This is a genomic window from Enterobacter cloacae complex sp. P17RS, assembly GCF_014895885.1.
GTDB classification, from domain to species: domain Bacteria; phylum Pseudomonadota; class Gammaproteobacteria; order Enterobacterales; family Enterobacteriaceae; genus Enterobacter; species Enterobacter bugandensis.
The window spans coordinates 1-16522 of the sequence record NZ_JADBQK010000018.1 but is presented as its reverse complement, the minus strand read 5'-3'; the positions used below and the strand labels follow the sequence as shown (position 1 = coordinate 16522).

Sequence of the window (16522 nt, the reverse complement as noted above, 5' to 3'; positions counted from 1 at the left end):
TAAATATATTGATAAGGCGTTTATCTCGTCATTTATCGCGATTACCACCGGGACGGCGCTCACCCTGGCGGTGCTGGTGCTCTCTGGCTCGATTGAGTTTACGCCGATGCAGGTGATCCCTATCTCCGGGATGATTGCGGGAAACGCTATGGTGGCCGTTGGCCTGTGCTACAACAATCTCGGCCAGCGTTTCAGCAGTGAACAGCAGCAGCTGCAGGAGAAGTTAAGCCTGGGGGCGACGCCAAAAGTGGCTTCAGCGCGGCTGATTCGTGAGAGCATTCGCTCATCGCTGATCCCGACCGTGGATTCTGCCAAAACGGTGGGGCTGGTGAGCCTGCCGGGCATGATGTCGGGGCTGATCTTTGCCGGTATCGATCCGGTAAAAGCGATTAAGTATCAGATCATGGTGACGTTTATGCTGCTTTCCACGGCGAGCCTGTCAACCATCATTGCCTGCTACCTGACCTATCGGAAGTTCTACAACCCGCGCCACCAGCTGGTGGTGACGCAGTTGAAAAAGACGGGGTAATATCCGTTTTTGGAGGCCCGGTAAGCGTTAGCGCCACCGGGCATTTTTTGTTAGTAGAGCAGCGCGTACAACTGACGACGATACTTCGACGCCAGCGCGTCTCCGGTGCCCAGCGCGGCCAGGATCTCCTGGAACATCTTGCGCGCCTGACCGTCTGCGGCAGCCAGATCTTTCTGCAGGTGGCTGAACAGCAGCTCCAGCGCCTCTTCGTTACGTCCCACCTGATGCAGCTGGAGCGCCAGCTGGCTTGCCAGCGCGGCATCCGCCGGGTTGTCGGCCACCTGCTGCTGCAGCTGCTGAATTTCCGGGGTGTCCGCCGCCTGCTTCAGCAGCTCAATCTGCGCCACCAGCCCCTGATAGCGGGTATCCTGATCCTGCATTGGTACCGTCTTGAGCACGGCTTCCGCGTCTTCTGAACGGTGCAGGGCGATCTGCGTTTCCGCCAGCAGCAGGCCGATCTGGCTGTTCTGGTTCGACAGCTGCCACGCCTCTTTCAGCAAAGGCAGCGCCTCGTCGTACTTGCCTTCCTGCATCAGCGCCATCGCTTCCTGAGCTTTCAGCTCTTCTTCGCGCGGCAGCACTTTATCCAGCAGGGCGCGAATCGCCTCTTCCGGCTGGGGGCCCTGGAAGCCATCGACAGGCTGGCCGTTCTGGAACAGATAAACGGTTGGAATGGCGCGCAGACCAAACTGCGACGCCACCATCGGCTCGGCGTCACAGTCCAGTTTCGCCAGAATGAACTGACCGTTGTACTGCGCGGCAAGGCTTTCCAGCACCGGCGTCAGCTGCAGACAGTGCTGGCTGCGCTCAGACCAGAAGTAGAACAGCACCGGTTTAGCCATCGACTGTTCGAGGACCTGTTGCAGGTTTGCTTCTGTAATATTGACGATATTCTGTACGGACATGCGGCTTTCTCTTTTGTCGGTTTACTCTTTACATGGGGATGAGCGTCGTCGCTTCAACTCAGCCGTGCAAAATTTTGTCCATTATCCTGCCCGGCAGCAGGCGCTTTAACCAGCCGACGGCATGGGTGACCAGCGTCACCGGATAGCGCATTTTGGGATGCTCGCTCTCAAAAGCATGGCGCACTTTGGCAACCACCGCCTCTGGCCCGAGGGTAAAACGTGCGGCGATGCCGGGGTTTTCGACCGGCTTGTCCGCCTGGGTCTGGTTCACGTTTTCGGTAAAGCGGGTACGGATCGGGCCGGGTTCAATCAGGCTGACCTTGATGCCGCTGTGGCGCAGCTCCATGCGCAGGGCGTCGGACCAGGCTTCCAGCGCATATTTGCTGGCGGCGTAGGCGCCGCGGCCCGGGGTGGAAATCAGCCCCATCACTGACGATGTCATCACGATGCGCCCTTCGCCGTGCGGCAGCATGGCCGGGAGCAGACGCATGGTGAGCTGATGGACGCCAAAGAAATTGGTTGAAAACTGCTTCTCCAGCGTTTCGCGCGAGAGCGTATCCAGCGGGCCATACACGCCGTAACCGGCATTATTAAAGAGACCGTACAGACGGCCTTCGGTCAGGGCTATCACCTCGTCGGCGGCGCGTTCAACGCTCTCCGGCGAGTCCATATCCAGCTGTATGCCGGTAAAGCCCAGCCCGTTCATGCGCTCGACATCGTCAGGCTTGCGGCACGCTGCCAGCACCCTGAATCCCTGGCGCTTTAGTTCAAGCGCGCTCTCAAGGCCGATTCCGCTGGAACATCCTGTAATTAAGACCGATTTTTGCATAACTTTACCTGTCAGGAACTCCGCTGAATTACGAGTCATGTTTAACTAAAGGAGCCAGCCGCGTTGCCATCCAGTCGGCAATAAACGGCTGCGCATCGCGATTGGGGTGGATACCGTCGTCCTGCATCCACTGGGGTTTGAGATAGACCTCTTCCATGAAAAATGGCAGGAGCGGAATATCAAACTCTTTGGCAAGCTTAGGGTAGATCGCGCTAAAGGCCTCATTATACCGACGACCGTAGTTGGCGGGCAGGCGAATTTGCATCAGCAGCGGCTGGGCGTTTGCCGCCTTGATGTCCCGCAAAATGGTGCGCAGCGTTTGCTCGGTTTGCTGCGGCTGGAAGCCACGCAGGCCGTCATTACCGCCAAGCTCAACCAGCACCCAGCGCGGCTGATGCTGCTTAAGCAGCGCAGGCAGGCGCGACAGACCCTGCTGCGAGGTATCGCCGCTGATGCTGCCGTTGATAACGGTCGTCTTGCTTTGCCATTTGTCATTGAGCAGAGCCGGCCAGGCCGCGCTGGCCGCCATGCGGTAGCCCGCGCTCAGGCTGTCGCCAAGAATCAGTAACGTGTCCGCTGCCGCCGCGCGGAAGGTCATCAGCATCAAAAACAGGAAGGGCAAATGCCAGCGGAAAACAGTGTTGAAGTTCATCGTCTTAAGAAGTCCGTCGGTCAGGGGGAGCAGGAGCTTTCAATCCTTACCGGAGTTGAACTCGTTGTCAAACGCGCCGAAACCATCGCGCTGATTGGCGAATCCGGTTCCGGCAAGTCTACGCTGCTGGCGATTCTGGCCGGTCTGGACGACGGCAGCAGCGGCGAAGTCCACCTGGTCGGGCAACCGCTGCACCAGCTTGATGAAGAGGCGCGAGCCGCGCTGCGCGCGCGGCATATCGGTTTTGTCTTTCAGTCCTTTATGCTGATCCCGACCCTGAACGCGCTGGAAAACGTCGAGCTCCCGGCGCTGCTGCGCGGCGAAAAGAGTCGCGAAAGCCGCACGCATGCGAAGGCGCTGCTGGAACAGCTCGGCCTGGGTAAGCGCCTCGACCATCTTCCGGCACAGCTTTCCGGCGGCGAGCAGCAGCGCGTGGCGCTGGCGCGGGCGTTTAACGGCCGCCCGGAAGTGCTGTTTGCCGATGAACCCACCGGCAACCTTGACCGTAAAACCGGGGATAAAATTGCTGATCTGCTGTTTTCGCTTAACCGCGAACATGGCACCACGCTGATCCTCGTGACCCACGATCCGCAGCTGGCCGCCCGCTGCGACCGCCGCCTGAGGCTGGTGAACGGTATTCTTCAGGAGGAAGCATGATCGCCCGCTGGTTCTGGCGCGAATGGCGCTCGCCCTCGCTGCTGATTGTCTGGCTGGCGTTAAGCCTGGCGGTGGCCTGCGTGCTGGCGCTCGGCAGCGTCAGCGACCGTATGGAAAAAGGGCTCAGCCAGCAGAGCCGCGAATTTATGGCCGGGGACCGGGCGCTGCAAAGCTCGCGTCCTGTGCCGCCTGGCTGGATTGAGGAAGCGCGCAAGGAAGGGCTAAAGGTGGGGGAGCAGCTCACCTTCCAGACCATGACCTTCGCGGGGGACACCCCGCAGCTCGCCAGCGTGAAGGCCGTGGACGACATCTACCCGATGTACGGGGAATTACAAACCAGTCCGCCGGGGCTAAAGCCGACGCCCGGCACGGTGCTGCTGGCATCGCGCCTGATGGCACTTCTCAACCTGAAGCCCGGCGACAGTATTGACGTTGGCGATGCCACGCTGAAAATCGCCGGGGAAGTGGTGCAGGAGCCCGACTCCGGCTTTAACCCGTTCCAGCTCGCGCCGCGCCTGCTGATGAACACCGCCGATGTCGCGAAAACCAACGCCGTCCAGCCGGGAAGCCGCGTCACCTGGCGCTACAAGTTTGGCGGCACGCCCGCGCAGCTGGAGGCGTATGAAAAATGGCTTCTGCCGCAGCTCAAGCCGGAACACCGCTGGTACGGGCTGGAGCAGGACGAAGGGGCGCTCGGCAAATCCCTCGAACGTTCCCAACAGTTCCTGCTGCTGTCGGCGCTGTTAACCCTGCTGCTGGCGGTGGCGGCGGTTGCCGTGGCGATGGGGCACTACTGCCGCAGCCGCTACGACCTGGTGGCGATCCTTAAAACCCTCGGCGCGGGGCGGGCGCAGCTGCGCAAGCTGATCGTCGGCCAGTGGCTGATGCTGCTGGCCCTCTCTGCGCTCACTGGCGGAATAATAGGCCTGCTGTTTGAAAAACTGCTGATGGTGATGCTGAAACCGGTGCTGCCGGCCGCTTTGCCCCCGGCAAGCCTCTGGCCGTGGCTGTGGGCGATGGGCGCGATGACGGTGATCTCGGTGCTGGTGGGGCTGCGCCCGTACCGCCTGCTGCTCGCGACGCAGCCGCTGCGGGTGCTGCGCAATGATGTGGTGGCGAACGTCTGGCCGCTGAAGTTCTATCTTCCGGCGATTATTGCTGTTGCGGTCGGGCTGCTGGCCTGGCTGATGGGCGGCAGCACCCTGCTGTGGGCCGTGCTGGCCGGCGCGGTGGTACTGGCGCTGCTGTGCGGCGTGCTGGGCTGGATACTGCTCAACGTCCTGAAAAGGCTGACGGTAAAATCCCTGCCGGTGCGGCTGGCGGTCAACCGCCTGCTGCATCAGCCCTGGTCAACGCTCAGCCAGCTGTCGGCCTTTTCGCTGTCGTTTATGCTGCTGGCGCTGCTTCTTGTGCTTCGCGGGGATCTGCTGGATCGCTGGCAGCAGCAGCTTCCGCCGGAAAGCCCGAACTATTTCCTGATCAACATCGCACCGGAACAGGTGACGCCGCTGAAGGGCTTCCTGTCGGAGCATCACATTATTCCCGAGTCGTTCTATCCCATCGTCCGCGCGCGTCTGACGCAGATCAACGGTCAGTCAACTGAGGGGAACAAGGACGAGTCGCTTAACCGCGAACTCAACCTGACCTGGCAGGAGAAACGTCCCGACCATAACCCGATTACCGCCGGTAGCTGGCCGCCGAAAGCGGGAGAGGTGTCGATGGAAGAGGGGCTGGCGACGCGCCTGAACGTGAAGCTCGGGGACAGCGTGACCTTCACCGGTGATACCCAGGATTTTACCGCCAAAGTCACCAGCCTCCGTAAAGTGGACTGGGAAAGCCTGCGGCCAAACTTCTTCTTCATCTTCCCGCCGGGCGCGCTGGACGGGCAGCCGCAGAGCTGGCTGACCAGCTTCCGCTGGGAAAACGGCAACGGCATGCTGACGCAGCTTAACCGGGAGTTCCCGACGGTGAGCCTGCTGGATATTGGCGCGATCCTCAAACAGGTCGGGCAGGTGCTGGAGCAGGTGAGCCGCGCGCTGGAGGTGATGGTGGTGCTGGTGACAATCTGCGGCATATTGCTGCTGCTGGCTCAGGTGCAGGTGGGCATGCGCCAGCGTCATCAGGAACTGATAGTCTACCGCACGCTCGGCGCGGGTAAGCGGCTGCTGCGGGCGACGCTCTGGAGCGAGTTTGCGCTGCTTGGGCTGGTGGCGGGTCTGGTCGCGGCGATTGGCGCGGAGACGGCGCTGGCGGTGCTGCAGACAAAGGTCTTCGACTTCCCGTGGGAGCCTGACTGGCGTCTCTGGCTAGTACTCCCTCTCTGCGGCGCGGTGCTGCTCTCCCTCTGCGGGGGCTGGCTCGGGGCGCGATTGTTAAAGGGCAAGGCCCTGTTCCGGCAGTTTGTGAATTGATTTGGCATGGTAATAATTACGCACCGGTTTTTATGCCGGTGCGTAATGCTTAAATAGCACAAAGTGATAATGCCAACGCATTTAGTAGCACAAAACATTAAAAACCCGCCCACACAGCCCGAAAATTTCCGGTTAATATTCACCAGCTAAATATTTAGCAGCGTGTCTATTAAGGAAAAATAATGACTATAAAAAAATCAGCGCTGGCGGCAACGATCGGCGCGGCAGTGGCATTGACTACTTTTGCATCTCAGGCAGAAATCACCGTACTTAAGCAGGATCCTCAGGCGGGTAACCCGCTGAGCCGCCTGAACTTCACCGTTGGCGGCAGTATTCGTCCTCAGTTCCAGAACATGACCGGCGATGACGGCAAAAACGGCTACAAGCGTAACGGCTTTGACGGCGGTACCCGCTTCCGTTTCGCGGCTGATTACTACCTGTTTGACGACATCAGCTGGATCAGCTACTACGAGCTGGGGGTGAACATTCCGGCGCAGTTTAACTGGGATAACCACTACGCCGACGGCGCGCACGACACCTCACGCCGTATGCTCTACACCGGCCTGAAGAGCGATACCTGGGGTACGCTGACCTTCGGCCAGCAGAACAGCGTGTACTACGATGTGGTGGGCGCGAAAACCGATATCTGGGACTACGACATGATCGGCCAGGCGCCGGGTAACGGGATCAATGGCGACTACGACGGCTCTTACCGTTCACGCCAGATGCTGAAATATAAGAAAACCGTGGGCGATGCGGACATCTATGCATCCTACCTGTTTGAAGACAGCGAATACCTGCCGGGCAACGGCCTGCGCTACAAGCGTAAAGGCGGCGGCTCACTGGGTATCGATTACCACCTGACCACCGATCTGACCTGGGGCGCTGCGTGGAACTACACCCGCGCGGACATGCGTAACCCGGACAACGGCGACAGCAAATCCTACGACCAGAATATTGTCGGTACCGCGCTGAGCTGGACGCCGGACAACTGGACCTTCTCCGCTGGCGGCGGCTGGTACCAGAACTTCCTGACCACCAAAAAAGTGTCTGTTAACGACTACTTTGCGGGCGACGCGTGGGGTATTGAATACTTCGCAGGGTACAAATTCCCAATCGGTCAGTACGCGGTGAAATCCATCCAGCCTTACTTCATGGGTGACCGCATCGAGTACGTGAACGGCCGTAACTACCAGCGCATCGACAACGGCGTGGGTATCAGCTTCCAGCTGGATTACGGTTTCCGCGTGGATTACGAACACGTGTTCACCTCCAGCACCGACAACCTGGGCGACATGAACCTGGTGCGTCTGCGTTACGACTTCTAAGGTGTCATGTAGGGTGCGGCCTGATGCCCTCACCCTGACCCTCTCCCACGGGGAGAGGGAAAAAACATTAAAAACGGCAACCCAGGTTGCCGTTTTGCTTTTACCTCGCCACCCGGCTTTTTTTAGCGATTAAGCCACTCGGCAATTTCTGCGAACGTCCCGCGATAGACAATCTTCTCCGCTTTCTTCTCCAGCTGATAGCCGTACATCGGGTCGTAATAGTCCTTCAGCAGCGGTACAAGCCAGCTGAAGTGCGCGTCGGTGCTGCCCGTTCGCTGTTGTTCGGCAAGAGCCGCGTCCAGCAGCGCCGTAAATTCCGCAAAACGCTGTAGCCCAAGCCGACGGCGAATGGCAAACAGGCCGTGGTGCAGGTACTCGCTGTACTCCTTCCAGCCCGCCTCCTCACCGTACGCGGCAGAAAAATCCGCCCACATGTGGTCAAAATACTCTTCGCGCAGGCGCTCAAGTCGGGTTTCAAACGGGTCTTCGACGACAACGATAGGGGCGTCAACCATGCGGTCGCGCAGGCACTCCGGCAGGTGGTTGGAGCCAATCATCCGGCCCTCGTCCTCCAGCACCCAGCGCGCGGCGTCTTTTTTCAATAGCTCAACCGCAAGGTGATTCTCGAAGCTCGCCTGGGAAAGCTGCGGCGTAAGCGTGCGGCCAAACGACGAGCCGCGATGGTGCGCCAGCCCTTCCAGATCGATGCCCTGTGCGTGCTGCTTCACCAGCAGCGTTTTACCGTTGCCGGTACAGCCGCCAATAAGCACCATCGGCTTTTGCGACTGCTCAATGGTGACCTGAATCGCCGTCTGGCGCAGGGCCTTATAGCCGCCGCGGATCAGCGGGTAGTCGATGCCAGCTTCTTTCAGCCAGGCCTGAGAGATATGCGAGCGCTGACCGCCGCGCGCGCAGCAGAGATAGCCTTCGGGGTGCGCAAGGCTGGCTTCGCGCCAGGCGTTAATGCGCGCCTCCCGCGTCTCGCCGCTCACCAGGCTATGGCCGAGCGCCAGCGCGGCGTCGGGTCCCTGGCGCTTATAGCAGGTACCGACGGCGGCACGCTCGTCGTCGTTCATTAAGGGCAGGTTGAGTGCGGCGGGCATCGCACCCTGGGCAAATTCGATCGGCGCGCGAACGTCGATTAAAGGGGTATCAGACGCGAGGATCGCGCGATAGTCCGTTCCATCGTTCATGGTGATTCCAGAAGAAAACTCAGCAGCAATGGGCGGGGATTGTACGCCGGGGAAGGGGAAGGTCAACTCCCCGGCGCAGATGTCTTACTTGAGCTTTGACTGTGCCCAGACAATTCCGCTCGCGTATTCTGGCGGCAGGAGAGGAACGATCGCCTCCAGGGTGGCGCTCAGGCGGTCGGTATCGCTGTCGTTCAGGTTGAGATGACCCACTTTACGACCCGCGCGAACCTCTTTGTCATACCAGTGCAGATGCACCAGCGGCAGCTTCAGCCAGTCGTAGTTCAGATCGGTCCCGATCAGGTTGATCATCACCGACGGGCTGTTAACAACGGGCTGTGGCAGCGGCAGGTCGGTGATGGCGCGCAGGTGCAGTTCGAACTGGCTGATGGAGGCGCCGTTTTGCGTCCAGTGGCCGCTGTTGTGCACGCGCGGCGCCAGCTCGTTGATCAGCAGGCCCGACGGCGTGACGAAGCACTCCATCGCCATCACGCCTACGTAGCCCAGCTCGTGCATGATGGCAGAAAGCATCTCTTCCGCCTGCGCCTGCTGGTCGGCATTGGCGTGCGGGAAGGCGACGCTGGTGCGCAGAATGCCGTCCTGATGCAGGTTATGCGTCAGCGGGTAAAACACCGTGCGGCCATCGTGCCCGCGGGCGCCTACCAGCGACACTTCGCCGCTGAAGTTGATGCCCTGCTCAACGATGCACTCGCCGTAGCAGTCGTCCGGCAGCTCGGCGGTGTCGCCTGCACGCAGGCGCCACTGGCCGCGGCCGTCGTAGCCACCCACGCGGCGCTTCACGATCGCCAGTTCGCCCAGCATGGCGAAGACGTCGTTCCACTCGCTTTTATCAGACAACAGCTGCCACGGGGCGGTTGCGAGGCCCAGCTTGTCGAACAGCTGCTTCTGCGTCAGACGGTCGGCAATGATCGGGAACACGTCGCGGTTCACAAAGGCGTTATGGCGCGCCAGCTCGCGGGTCAGGGCGGTTTCCGGCCAGCGTTCAATTTCGGCGGTGATCACGCTCTGATGGAACGGCACCGCTTCCGGCTCGGCGTCCAGCCCGACGGGCCAGACGGCAATCCCCAACGGTTCGCCAGCCTGACGCAGCATGCGGCCCAGCTGGCCGTTGCCGAGGACGCAAACCTGCTTCATGCCGCACCCCGCGGGTCCGGGTTATCCAGCACCTCGTCGGTCTGGGCTTTACGCCACTCCGCCAGGCGCTGGTGTAAATCTTTGTCGTGCGTTGCAAGAATTTGCGCGGCCAGCAGGGCGGCGTTCGCCGCGCCCGCTTTGCCAATTGCCAGCGTACCGACGGGAATACCGCGCGGCATCTGGACGATGGAGTAGAGGCTATCGACACCGCTTAACGCGGCGCTTTGTACCGGGACGCCCAGAACCGGCACCAGGGTTTTGGCGGCAATCATGCCCGGCAGATGTGCTGCGCCGCCCGCACCGGCAATAATCACCTCATACCCGTTCTCTTCGGCGCTTTCGGCGAAGCTGAACAGTTTGTCCGGTGTACGGTGTGCGGAAACCACTTCAACGTGGTGCGGAACATTCAGGATTTCAAAGATTTCGGCGGCGAACTGCATGGTAGCCCAGTCGCTTTTGGACCCCATCACGATGGCGACACGCGCCGGATTATTGCGGGAAGACATGCGTCTTAAAACTCCTGTGGTGCGAAACACACTGCTTTCGAGGGCACAGAGAATAGCATGTTATACGGGCAAGGAAAACGGTTGCGTGGCTGAGAAACAAGCGAAACGACGAGAAAACGTTAAAACGGAAAAGCGATCAGTTCGACACCGTCGGGAGTGACTTTGACCATCGAACCCTCAGTATGCCATGCGCCCAATACCACGCGATGGGCCGGTTCACCGTTGGCGCTCAGAGAATGCACGTCAGGGCGATGGGTATGACCGTGGATCAGCCACTGAACGCCATGCTTTTCCATCACGCTCACCACAGCTTGCGGGTTGACGTCCATGATGGTCAGGGATTTGCTGCTGTTGGCGGCTTTGCTGCCCGCACGCATTCTGGCGGCGATGCGGTTGCGGATAAACAGCGGCAGGGCAAGGAACACCTTCTGAATCCACGGGGTGTGGACCTTGGCGCGAAACGCCAGATAGCCGGTATCGTCGGTGCAGAGCGTGTCGCCGTGCATGATCAGCACCTTGCGGCCATAGAGATCGAGCACCTGTTCTTCCGGCAGCAGCGTCATACCGCTTTCGCGGGCATAGCGCTTGCCGAGCAGGAAATCACGGTTGCCGTGAATGAAGTAGCAGGGGACGCCGGAATCTACCAGCGTTTTAATGGCGGCAGCCATTTCACGATGCAGCGGGTTAGGATCGTCGTCGCCAATCCAGGCTTCAAACAGATCGCCCAGGATGTACAGCGCATCGGCGCTTTTCGCTTCACCGCGTAAAAAACGCAGAAAACCGGCGGTTATCGCCGGTTCTTCTGTTTGCAGATGCAGATCCGCAATAAAGAGTGTCGCCACGAATTACTCGCTGACGGTCACGCTTGTAATCACAACGTCTTCTTTAGGAACGTCCTGGTGCATGCCGCTGCGACCGGTAGAGACGGCTTTGATCTTGTCGACCACGTCCATACCTTCAACCACTTCTGCGAACACGCAGTAGCCCCAACCCTGCAGGCTTTCGCCGGAGAAGTTCAGGAAGTCGTTGTCCGCTACGTTGATGAAGAACTGCGCGGTGGCAGAGTGTGGTGCCTGAGTACGGGCCATTGCCAGCGTACCGCGGGTGTTTTTCAGGCCGTTGTTCGCTTCGTTTTTGATCGCCTCTTTGGTCTCTTTCTGGCACATGCCAGGCTCGAAACCGCCGCCCTGGATCATAAAGCCGTTGATCACGCGGTGGAAAATAGTGTTGTTGTAGAAACCTTCGCGGCAGTAGTCCAGGAAGTTTTTAACTGTTTCAGGCGCTTTGTCATCAAAGGTCTTGATTACGATATCGCCATGATTAGTGTGGAAAGTAACCATTTTTGCATCCTGTTCCGTTATTGTGGTACGTCGACCCGCCTTCGGGTCATATATAGGGGCTTGTTATAGCATAACCACAGGACGCGATCACCTTGCATTGTGTGCTGATCCTATTCCGAATTATGGGTATTATATGGAACAAACAACTCACACACGTGTTTACATGGAATCTTCGATGTTAAAAATCTTTAATACAATGACGCGCCAGAAAGAGGAATTTAAACCTATCCATGCCGGGGAAGTCGGCATGTACGTGTGTGGTATTACGGTTTACGATCTCTGTCATATCGGCCATGGCCGTACCTTTGTCGCGTTCGACGTGGTCTCTCGCTACCTGCGCTTCCTGGGCTATAACCTGAAGTACGTGCGTAACATCACCGACATCGACGACAAAATCATCAAGCGCGCTAATGAAAACGGCGAAAGCTTTGTTGCGCTGGTGGATCGCATGATTGTTGAGATGCACAAAGATTTTGATGCCCTCAATATTCTGCGTCCGGACAGCGAGCCGCGTGCGACCCACCATATCCACGAAATTATCGAGATCACCGAAAAGCTGATCGAACGCGGTCATGCGTACGTAGCGGAAAACGGCGACGTGATGTTCTCCGTGCCGACGGACCCAACCTACGGCGCGCTTTCCCGTCAGGATCTGGACCAGCTGCAGGCCGGCGCGCGCGTGGACGTGGTTGACGTGAAGCGTAACCCGATGGACTTCGTGCTGTGGAAGATGTCCAAAGAGGGTGAACCGAGCTGGCCATCCCCGTGGGGCGAAGGCCGTCCGGGCTGGCACATTGAATGTTCAGCGATGAACTGCAAGCAGCTGGGCAACCATTTCGACATTCACGGCGGCGGTTCGGATCTGATGTTCCCGCACCACGAAAACGAAATTGCGCAGTCCACCTGCGCCCACGGCGGCGAGTACGTTAACTACTGGATGCACTCCGGGATGGTGATGGTTGACCGCGAGAAGATGTCGAAATCGCTGGGCAACTTCTTCACCGTGCGCGACGTGCTGAAGTATTACGACGCGGAAACCGTGCGCTACTTCCTGATGTCTGGCCACTATCGTAGCCAGCTGAACTACAGCGAAGAGAACCTGAAGCAGGCGCGCTCGGCGCTGGAGCGTCTGTACACCGCGCTGCGTGGCACCGACAAATCTGTGCCTGCGGCGGGCGGCGAAGCGTTCGAAGCGCGCTTCGTTGAGGTGATGAACGATGATTTCAACACCCCGGAAGCCTACTCCGTACTGTTCGACATGGCGCGCGAAGTGAACCGCCTGAAGTCAGAGGACATGGCAGCGGCGAATGCGCTGGCATCTCATCTGCGTAAGCTCTCTTCCGTGCTCGGCCTGCTGGAGCAGGAGCCGGACGCGTTCCTGCAGAGCGGCGCGCAGGCGGACGACGGTGAAGTGGCGGAAATTGAAGCGCTGATCAAGGCGCGTCTGGAAGCGCGTCAGGCGAAGGACTGGGCGGCGGCAGATGCGGCGCGTAACCGTCTGACCGAGATGGGCATTATTCTGGAAGACGGCCCGCAGGGGACGACCTGGCGTCGTAAGTAAGTCTGTAACGCCCGGTGGCGCTAACGCTTACCGGGCCTACTTTTACCTTCTTTTCCACCACAACATCCCTATCAGCACCACCCCCGGCAGCCACACCCACAGCAGTTCCGAGATAATGACCTCATGCCCGTACGGCGTGGCGTAGCGCGACAGCGCAAACGGCGCGACCTTGATCACCTGCCACGGCGCAAAGAAGCGCTCGTCTGACCACGGCCACAGCCAGCCGACGCCTTTTCCGCCGGTGGTAACGGAATCCAGCAGGCTGTGCGACAGCAGTGAAACGGTTAAGAACAGCCAGCAGCGCGTCAGGCTGGCCCGGAACCATCGTCGGCCAATCAGCACGCAGAGTATCGGTACCGCAAAGGCAAACAGCAGCGAATGGGTAAAGCCGCGGTGGCCGAAAATATTCCCGTAGGCGACGCCGAATTTGAACGCCAGCACGTCGGCGTCCGGCAGCATGGCGAGCACGATCCCGGCAAACAGCAGGCGGGGAGGGATGACTTTCGTTCCCAGACCTAAGCCCAGGCAAAGGGGAACAGCAGCGTGAGTGATAACGGTAGGCATTGCAATTATCCATGGCAAATCACAGCAATATAGCAGCGAATCCGCTGCAGCAAACCTGTGTCAAATTCTGATTTTACGCCGACTCGCGGGCGATAAGCTGCCCGGACAGCGTAATGCGCTGGGTTTGCAGATCCGGCTCCTTCAGCTTGCGGATAATCAGCCCCGCCGCCTGTCGTCCGGTTTCATCGCTGGCCGAAGAGACGTAGGTGAAGGAAGGGGAGGTGAGGTTGACGTGGAGCATATCTTCAAAACCGATCAGCGCCACCTGCTGGGTCAGGAACACGTCTTTCCCCACGGTGCGGCCCACCTGATGAATGCCGGAAATGGAGCCGATCATCGCATCCGGGGAGTGGCAAAGCAGGGCGGTGATGGAGCTGTTTTTCTCCAGCAGCTGGCGCGTTGCCATCGCGGCGGCCTGGGTGTCGTCGCTGCAGGCCGGTGAATAATCATCGCGCCAGACCAGCCCGTTTTGCGTCATCGCGCTGCGAAAGCCGAGCAGGCGCTGCTCGCGGATAAGACAGCCCTCGCGCCCGCCAATGTAGGCGATCGTGCGGTGTCCGCGTTCGATAAGATAGCGTGCGGCAAGGTTCGCCGCCTGGCGATTATCGCGCATGACCAGATTGCATTTTTCGTCCAGCAGAGGCTGCGAGACCGCCACCAGCGGCAGCGGGCACTGGCGGATCTGCTCCGGTAAAGCGGCGTTACGGGTGTCAGACGCCAGATAAATAACGCCCGCGACGCCCTGCTGCTTAAACGACAGCAGGGTCCGTTCCAGATGTTCCTGGTCGTTCAGCGGCTGGCCGAGAAACACCATATAACCCTGCTTCTCCAGCTCCTGAACGATGCTCGCCATCACCTTGATGGAAAAGCTGTCGCTGAAGTCGCGCAGGATCAGGCCGATAAGATTGGAGGTGTTGGCGCGGAGGTTGGCAGCGGCAACGTTATGAACATAGCCCAGCGTCGTGATGGCGGCATTGACCTTCTCGATCGTCGCCTCTGAGATTTTCCCTTTCTGACGTAGCACCAGCGACACGGTAGAGACCGAGACGCCCGCGTGCTTTGCGACATCAATGATGCTGACTTTCTTCAAAACCGCTCCCTGAAATTTACCGATTATCAGCCGGATAAGACACGTTTCCCAGCGTACAGGAGACGTGTCGTTCAGGCATCTTATTATTTGCCGATCATGGTGGACATGGTCTGGGCGATAAACTGTGCTCTGGCACCGAAAATCACCTGGATCCCGTTGTCGCCGACGAAGACCACGCCGCGCGCGCCAAGCCCGTTCAGTCCGTCCCTGTCCACCGCATCGCTCTTCGCCACTTCCAGACGCAGGCGGGTGATGCAGGAGCCGACGGAGTCAATGTTCTGCGCGCCGCCCAGCAGACCGATGATTTCGGTGGCAAGTTCGGAATCGGACTTGTCATTCGCGCTGGCGGTCACCTCCGTACGGCCCGGCGTTTTCACATCGAAGCGACGGATCACGAAGCGGAACGTGAAGTAGTAAATCAGCGCCATCGGAATGCCGATGATAATGGCACTCAGGAAGTTGGTCTGATAGCCGTTAAACGACGGCAGGATCCCGAACGACAGGTAGTCGATAAAGCCCGCCGAGAACGATTTGGCGATATGCGCGTGCAGCAGGTACATAGTCATGTACGCCAGGCCCGCCATGATGGCGTTGAAGACGTACAGAATCGGCGCCACGAAGATAAAGGTGAACTCTACCGGCTCGGTGATCCCCGTCAGGAAGCAGGTGAGGGCAGCGGAGAAGAGAATACCGGCCGCGATTTTCTTATTCTTCGTATGCGCTTCGTGGTACATCGCCAGGCATGCCGCAGGCAGCGCGAACAGCATCAGCGGGAACTCGCCCTGCATGAACTTACCGGCGTTCTGGTAGGTGTCGCTGCTGAAGGATTTCACCCCCTCTTCGAGCATCTTGAACCAGATGGTCTGGTCGCCGTGGATCACCTGGCCCGCCTGGGTGGTGTAATCCCCGAACGAATACCAGAAGGACGGATACCAGATGTGGTGCAGGCCGAGCGGGATCAGCGCGCGCTCCACCAGCCCGAAGATAAAGGTTGATGCCGCCTGGTTATCACCGTTTACGATCACGGAGAGCGCGTCGATACCGGCCTGAATATGCTGCCAGACGTACGGTAGCAGCAGCCCCATCAGGAAAGAGAGGAACGCCGTGGCGATCGCCACAAAGCGCTTCCCGGAGAAGAAGCCGAGGAACTCCGGCAGCTGCATGGTGTGGAAGCGGTTGTAGCACCAGGCTGCGAGAATGCCGCAGATAAGCCCGCCGAAGACGCCCATCTGCAGCGTCGGGATGCCGACCACCATGGCATATTTTCCGCCCTGAGAGGCCATTTCCGGCGTAATGCTTAATACGGTACTGATGGTGATGTTAGTGACAAACACCGACACCGCCGCCGAGAGTGCTGCAATGCCGGATTCCGAGGCCAGACCGACAGCAGAGCCGATGGCAAACAGCATCGGCAGGTTATCAAAGATAACCCCGCCGGCGTTCATCATCAGCGGCAGGTGGAACTTATCGCCGAAGGCCAGCAGGAGGCCCGCAGCGGGAAGCAGTGAAATTGGCAGCATTAAGGCGCGACCAATCATCGATAACTTAGACAGCGATTTAACAAACCCTGATATCAGACTCATGCTGATTTCCCCCGAGTAGCGCTTTTTAAGCGCTGTTATTGTAAGTAGAACGTTTTAGTAGAACGTTCTACTTATCGTGGGGAAAGAGTGAAAAACGCGCAACTGAAATCTCACCTTTCAACAGATGAAATAGTGATTATTTGAAGTTGATCGATAAATAACCGTGATGGATATGGGGGGATTTTTGATCCCCTCTCCCCTTTGGGGTGTACAGTCCGGGGA

At 59.0% G+C, this 16522-nt stretch carries 16 protein-coding genes; 5 read left to right on the top strand and 11 right to left on the bottom strand.

The genetic code is table 11. From position 1 onward, the window contains the following. A partial coding sequence (fetB, locus tag IM265_RS14450) for an iron export ABC transporter permease subunit FetB (protein WP_226839443.1) occupies nt 1–529 on the top strand: 529 nt, incomplete at its 5' end. A gap of 50 nt (nt 530–579) precedes the next feature. Here fetB and IM265_RS14445 read toward each other — a convergent pair. From IM265_RS14445 to tesA, 3 genes are read right to left on the bottom strand one after another with little or no spacing between them, the layout of a single operon-like run. Then, nucleotides 580–1434, bottom strand: coding sequence for a co-chaperone YbbN (locus IM265_RS14445; protein ID WP_028012211.1), 855 nt, complete (start codon nt 1432–1434; stop codon nt 580–582). A 58-nt stretch (nt 1435–1492) separates the two neighbouring features. Next, nucleotides 1493–2302: an SDR family oxidoreductase gene (locus tag IM265_RS14440; RefSeq protein ID WP_102863616.1), complete on the bottom strand. Its 810-nt coding sequence runs from the start codon at nt 2300–2302 to the stop codon at nt 1493–1495. Then, nucleotides 2292–2915, bottom strand: coding sequence for a multifunctional acyl-CoA thioesterase I/protease I/lysophospholipase L1 (tesA, locus tag IM265_RS14435; RefSeq protein WP_028012213.1), 624 nt, complete (start codon nt 2913–2915; stop codon nt 2292–2294). The genes IM265_RS14440 and tesA overlap by 11 nt, the downstream gene beginning before the upstream one ends. Between tesA and ybbA the strand changes: the two genes are divergently transcribed. The 3 genes from ybbA (at nt 2886) to IM265_RS14420 (ending at nt 7311) form a co-directional block, all read left to right on the top strand. Next, nucleotides 2886–3572 carry a putative ABC transporter ATP-binding protein YbbA gene (gene ybbA / locus IM265_RS14430; protein ID WP_041912055.1) on the top strand — a complete coding sequence of 229 codons (687 nt, stop codon included), beginning with the start codon at nt 2886–2888 and terminating at the stop codon, nt 3570–3572. The two genes, tesA and ybbA, sit on opposite strands and share 30 nt — an antisense overlap. Then, nucleotides 3569–5983: a putative ABC transporter permease subunit YbbP gene (gene ybbP, locus IM265_RS14425; protein WP_059357446.1), complete on the top strand. Its 2415-nt coding sequence runs from the start codon at nt 3569–3571 to the stop codon at nt 5981–5983. The genes ybbA and ybbP overlap by 4 nt, the downstream gene beginning before the upstream one ends. Before the next feature lie 182 nt (nt 5984–6165). Continuing rightward, nucleotides 6166–7311, top strand: a complete 1146-nt coding sequence (locus IM265_RS14420; protein WP_047367634.1) for a porin — start codon at nt 6166–6168, stop codon at nt 7309–7311. Between the two features lie 122 nt (nt 7312–7433). Here the strand turns inward: IM265_RS14420 and mnmH are convergent, their stop codons facing one another. The 5 genes from mnmH to ppiB form a co-directional block, all read right to left on the bottom strand. Beyond that, nucleotides 7434–8504 (bottom strand): tRNA 2-selenouridine(34) synthase MnmH, encoded by a 1071-nt coding sequence (gene mnmH, locus IM265_RS14415; RefSeq protein ID WP_045260707.1) that lies wholly within the window; start codon nt 8502–8504, stop codon nt 7434–7436. A gap of 84 nt (nt 8505–8588) precedes the next feature. Continuing rightward, nucleotides 8589–9656: a 5-(carboxyamino)imidazole ribonucleotide synthase gene (gene purK / locus IM265_RS14410; RefSeq protein ID WP_028012218.1), complete on the bottom strand. Its 1068-nt coding sequence runs from the start codon at nt 9654–9656 to the stop codon at nt 8589–8591. Then, the gene (gene purE, locus IM265_RS14405; RefSeq protein WP_006809824.1) at nt 9653–10162 is read right to left on the bottom strand and encodes a 5-(carboxyamino)imidazole ribonucleotide mutase; all 510 of its coding nucleotides are present in this window, start codon (nt 10160–10162) and stop codon (nt 9653–9655) included. Before purE ends, purK begins: the two co-directional genes overlap by 4 nt. A gap of 119 nt (nt 10163–10281) precedes the next feature. Beyond that, the gene (gene lpxH, locus IM265_RS14400) at nt 10282–11004 is read right to left on the bottom strand and encodes a UDP-2,3-diacylglucosamine diphosphatase (protein WP_041911038.1); all 723 of its coding nucleotides are present in this window, start codon (nt 11002–11004) and stop codon (nt 10282–10284) included. Between the two features lie 3 nt (nt 11005–11007). Then, nucleotides 11008–11502 (bottom strand): peptidylprolyl isomerase B, encoded by a 495-nt coding sequence (ppiB, locus tag IM265_RS14395; protein WP_193032194.1) that lies wholly within the window; start codon nt 11500–11502, stop codon nt 11008–11010. A gap of 175 nt (nt 11503–11677) precedes the next feature. On the opposite strand from ppiB, the gene cysS reads away from it, so the two are divergent. Then, nucleotides 11678–13063: a cysteine--tRNA ligase gene (gene cysS / locus IM265_RS14390; RefSeq protein ID WP_041911037.1), complete on the top strand. Its 1386-nt coding sequence runs from the start codon at nt 11678–11680 to the stop codon at nt 13061–13063. Nucleotides 13064–13105: 42 nt separating this feature from the next. Here the strand turns inward: cysS and IM265_RS14385 are convergent, their stop codons facing one another. From IM265_RS14385 to IM265_RS14375, 3 genes are all read right to left on the bottom strand, one after another. Next, nucleotides 13106–13627 carry a metal-dependent hydrolase gene (locus tag IM265_RS14385; RefSeq protein ID WP_088205210.1) on the bottom strand — a complete coding sequence of 174 codons (522 nt, stop codon included), beginning with the start codon at nt 13625–13627 and terminating at the stop codon, nt 13106–13108. A gap of 73 nt (nt 13628–13700) precedes the next feature. Beyond that, entirely contained in the window at nt 13701–14717 is a 1017-nt protein-coding gene (malI, locus tag IM265_RS14380) for a Mal regulon transcriptional regulator MalI (RefSeq protein ID WP_193032196.1), read from the bottom strand. 83 nt (nt 14718–14800) lie between these two features. Then, nucleotides 14801–16300 carry a PTS transporter subunit EIIC gene (locus tag IM265_RS14375; protein WP_028012223.1) on the bottom strand — a complete coding sequence of 500 codons (1500 nt, stop codon included), beginning with the start codon at nt 16298–16300 and terminating at the stop codon, nt 14801–14803. Nucleotides 16301–16522 lie beyond the last annotated feature (222 nt).

Bases quoted from the DNA above. Each gene is read 5' to 3' on its own strand.
- purE (WP_006809824.1), bottom strand. From the start codon at position 10,162: ATGTCTTCCCGCAATAATCCGGCGCGTGTCGCCATCGTGATGGGGTCC.
- IM265_RS14385 (WP_088205210.1), bottom strand. From the start codon at position 13,627: ATGCCTACCGTTATCACTCACGCTGCTGTTCCCCTTTGCCTGGGCTTA.
- IM265_RS14420 (WP_047367634.1), top strand. From the start codon at position 6,166: ATGACTATAAAAAAATCAGCGCTGGCGGCAACGATCGGCGCGGCAGTG.
- cysS (WP_041911037.1), top strand. From the start codon at position 11,678: ATGTTAAAAATCTTTAATACAATGACGCGCCAGAAAGAGGAATTTAAA.
- tesA (WP_028012213.1), bottom strand. From the start codon at position 2,915: ATGAACTTCAACACTGTTTTCCGCTGGCATTTGCCCTTCCTGTTTTTG.
- IM265_RS14440 (WP_102863616.1), bottom strand. From the start codon at position 2,302: ATGACTCGTAATTCAGCGGAGTTCCTGACAGGTAAAGTTATGCAAAAA.
- ybbP (WP_059357446.1), top strand. From the start codon at position 3,569: ATGATCGCCCGCTGGTTCTGGCGCGAATGGCGCTCGCCCTCGCTGCTG.
- IM265_RS14375 (WP_028012223.1), bottom strand. From the start codon at position 16,300: ATGAGTCTGATATCAGGGTTTGTTAAATCGCTGTCTAAGTTATCGATG.
- ppiB (WP_193032194.1), bottom strand. From the start codon at position 11,502: ATGGTTACTTTCCACACTAATCATGGCGATATCGTAATCAAGACCTTT.
- IM265_RS14445 (WP_028012211.1), bottom strand. From the start codon at position 1,434: ATGTCCGTACAGAATATCGTCAATATTACAGAAGCAAACCTGCAACAG.
- ybbA (WP_041912055.1), top strand. From the start codon at position 2,886: ATGCCAGCGGAAAACAGTGTTGAAGTTCATCGTCTTAAGAAGTCCGTC.
- purK (WP_028012218.1), bottom strand. From the start codon at position 9,656: ATGAAGCAGGTTTGCGTCCTCGGCAACGGCCAGCTGGGCCGCATGCTG.
- mnmH (WP_045260707.1), bottom strand. From the start codon at position 8,504: ATGAACGATGGAACGGACTATCGCGCGATCCTCGCGTCTGATACCCCT.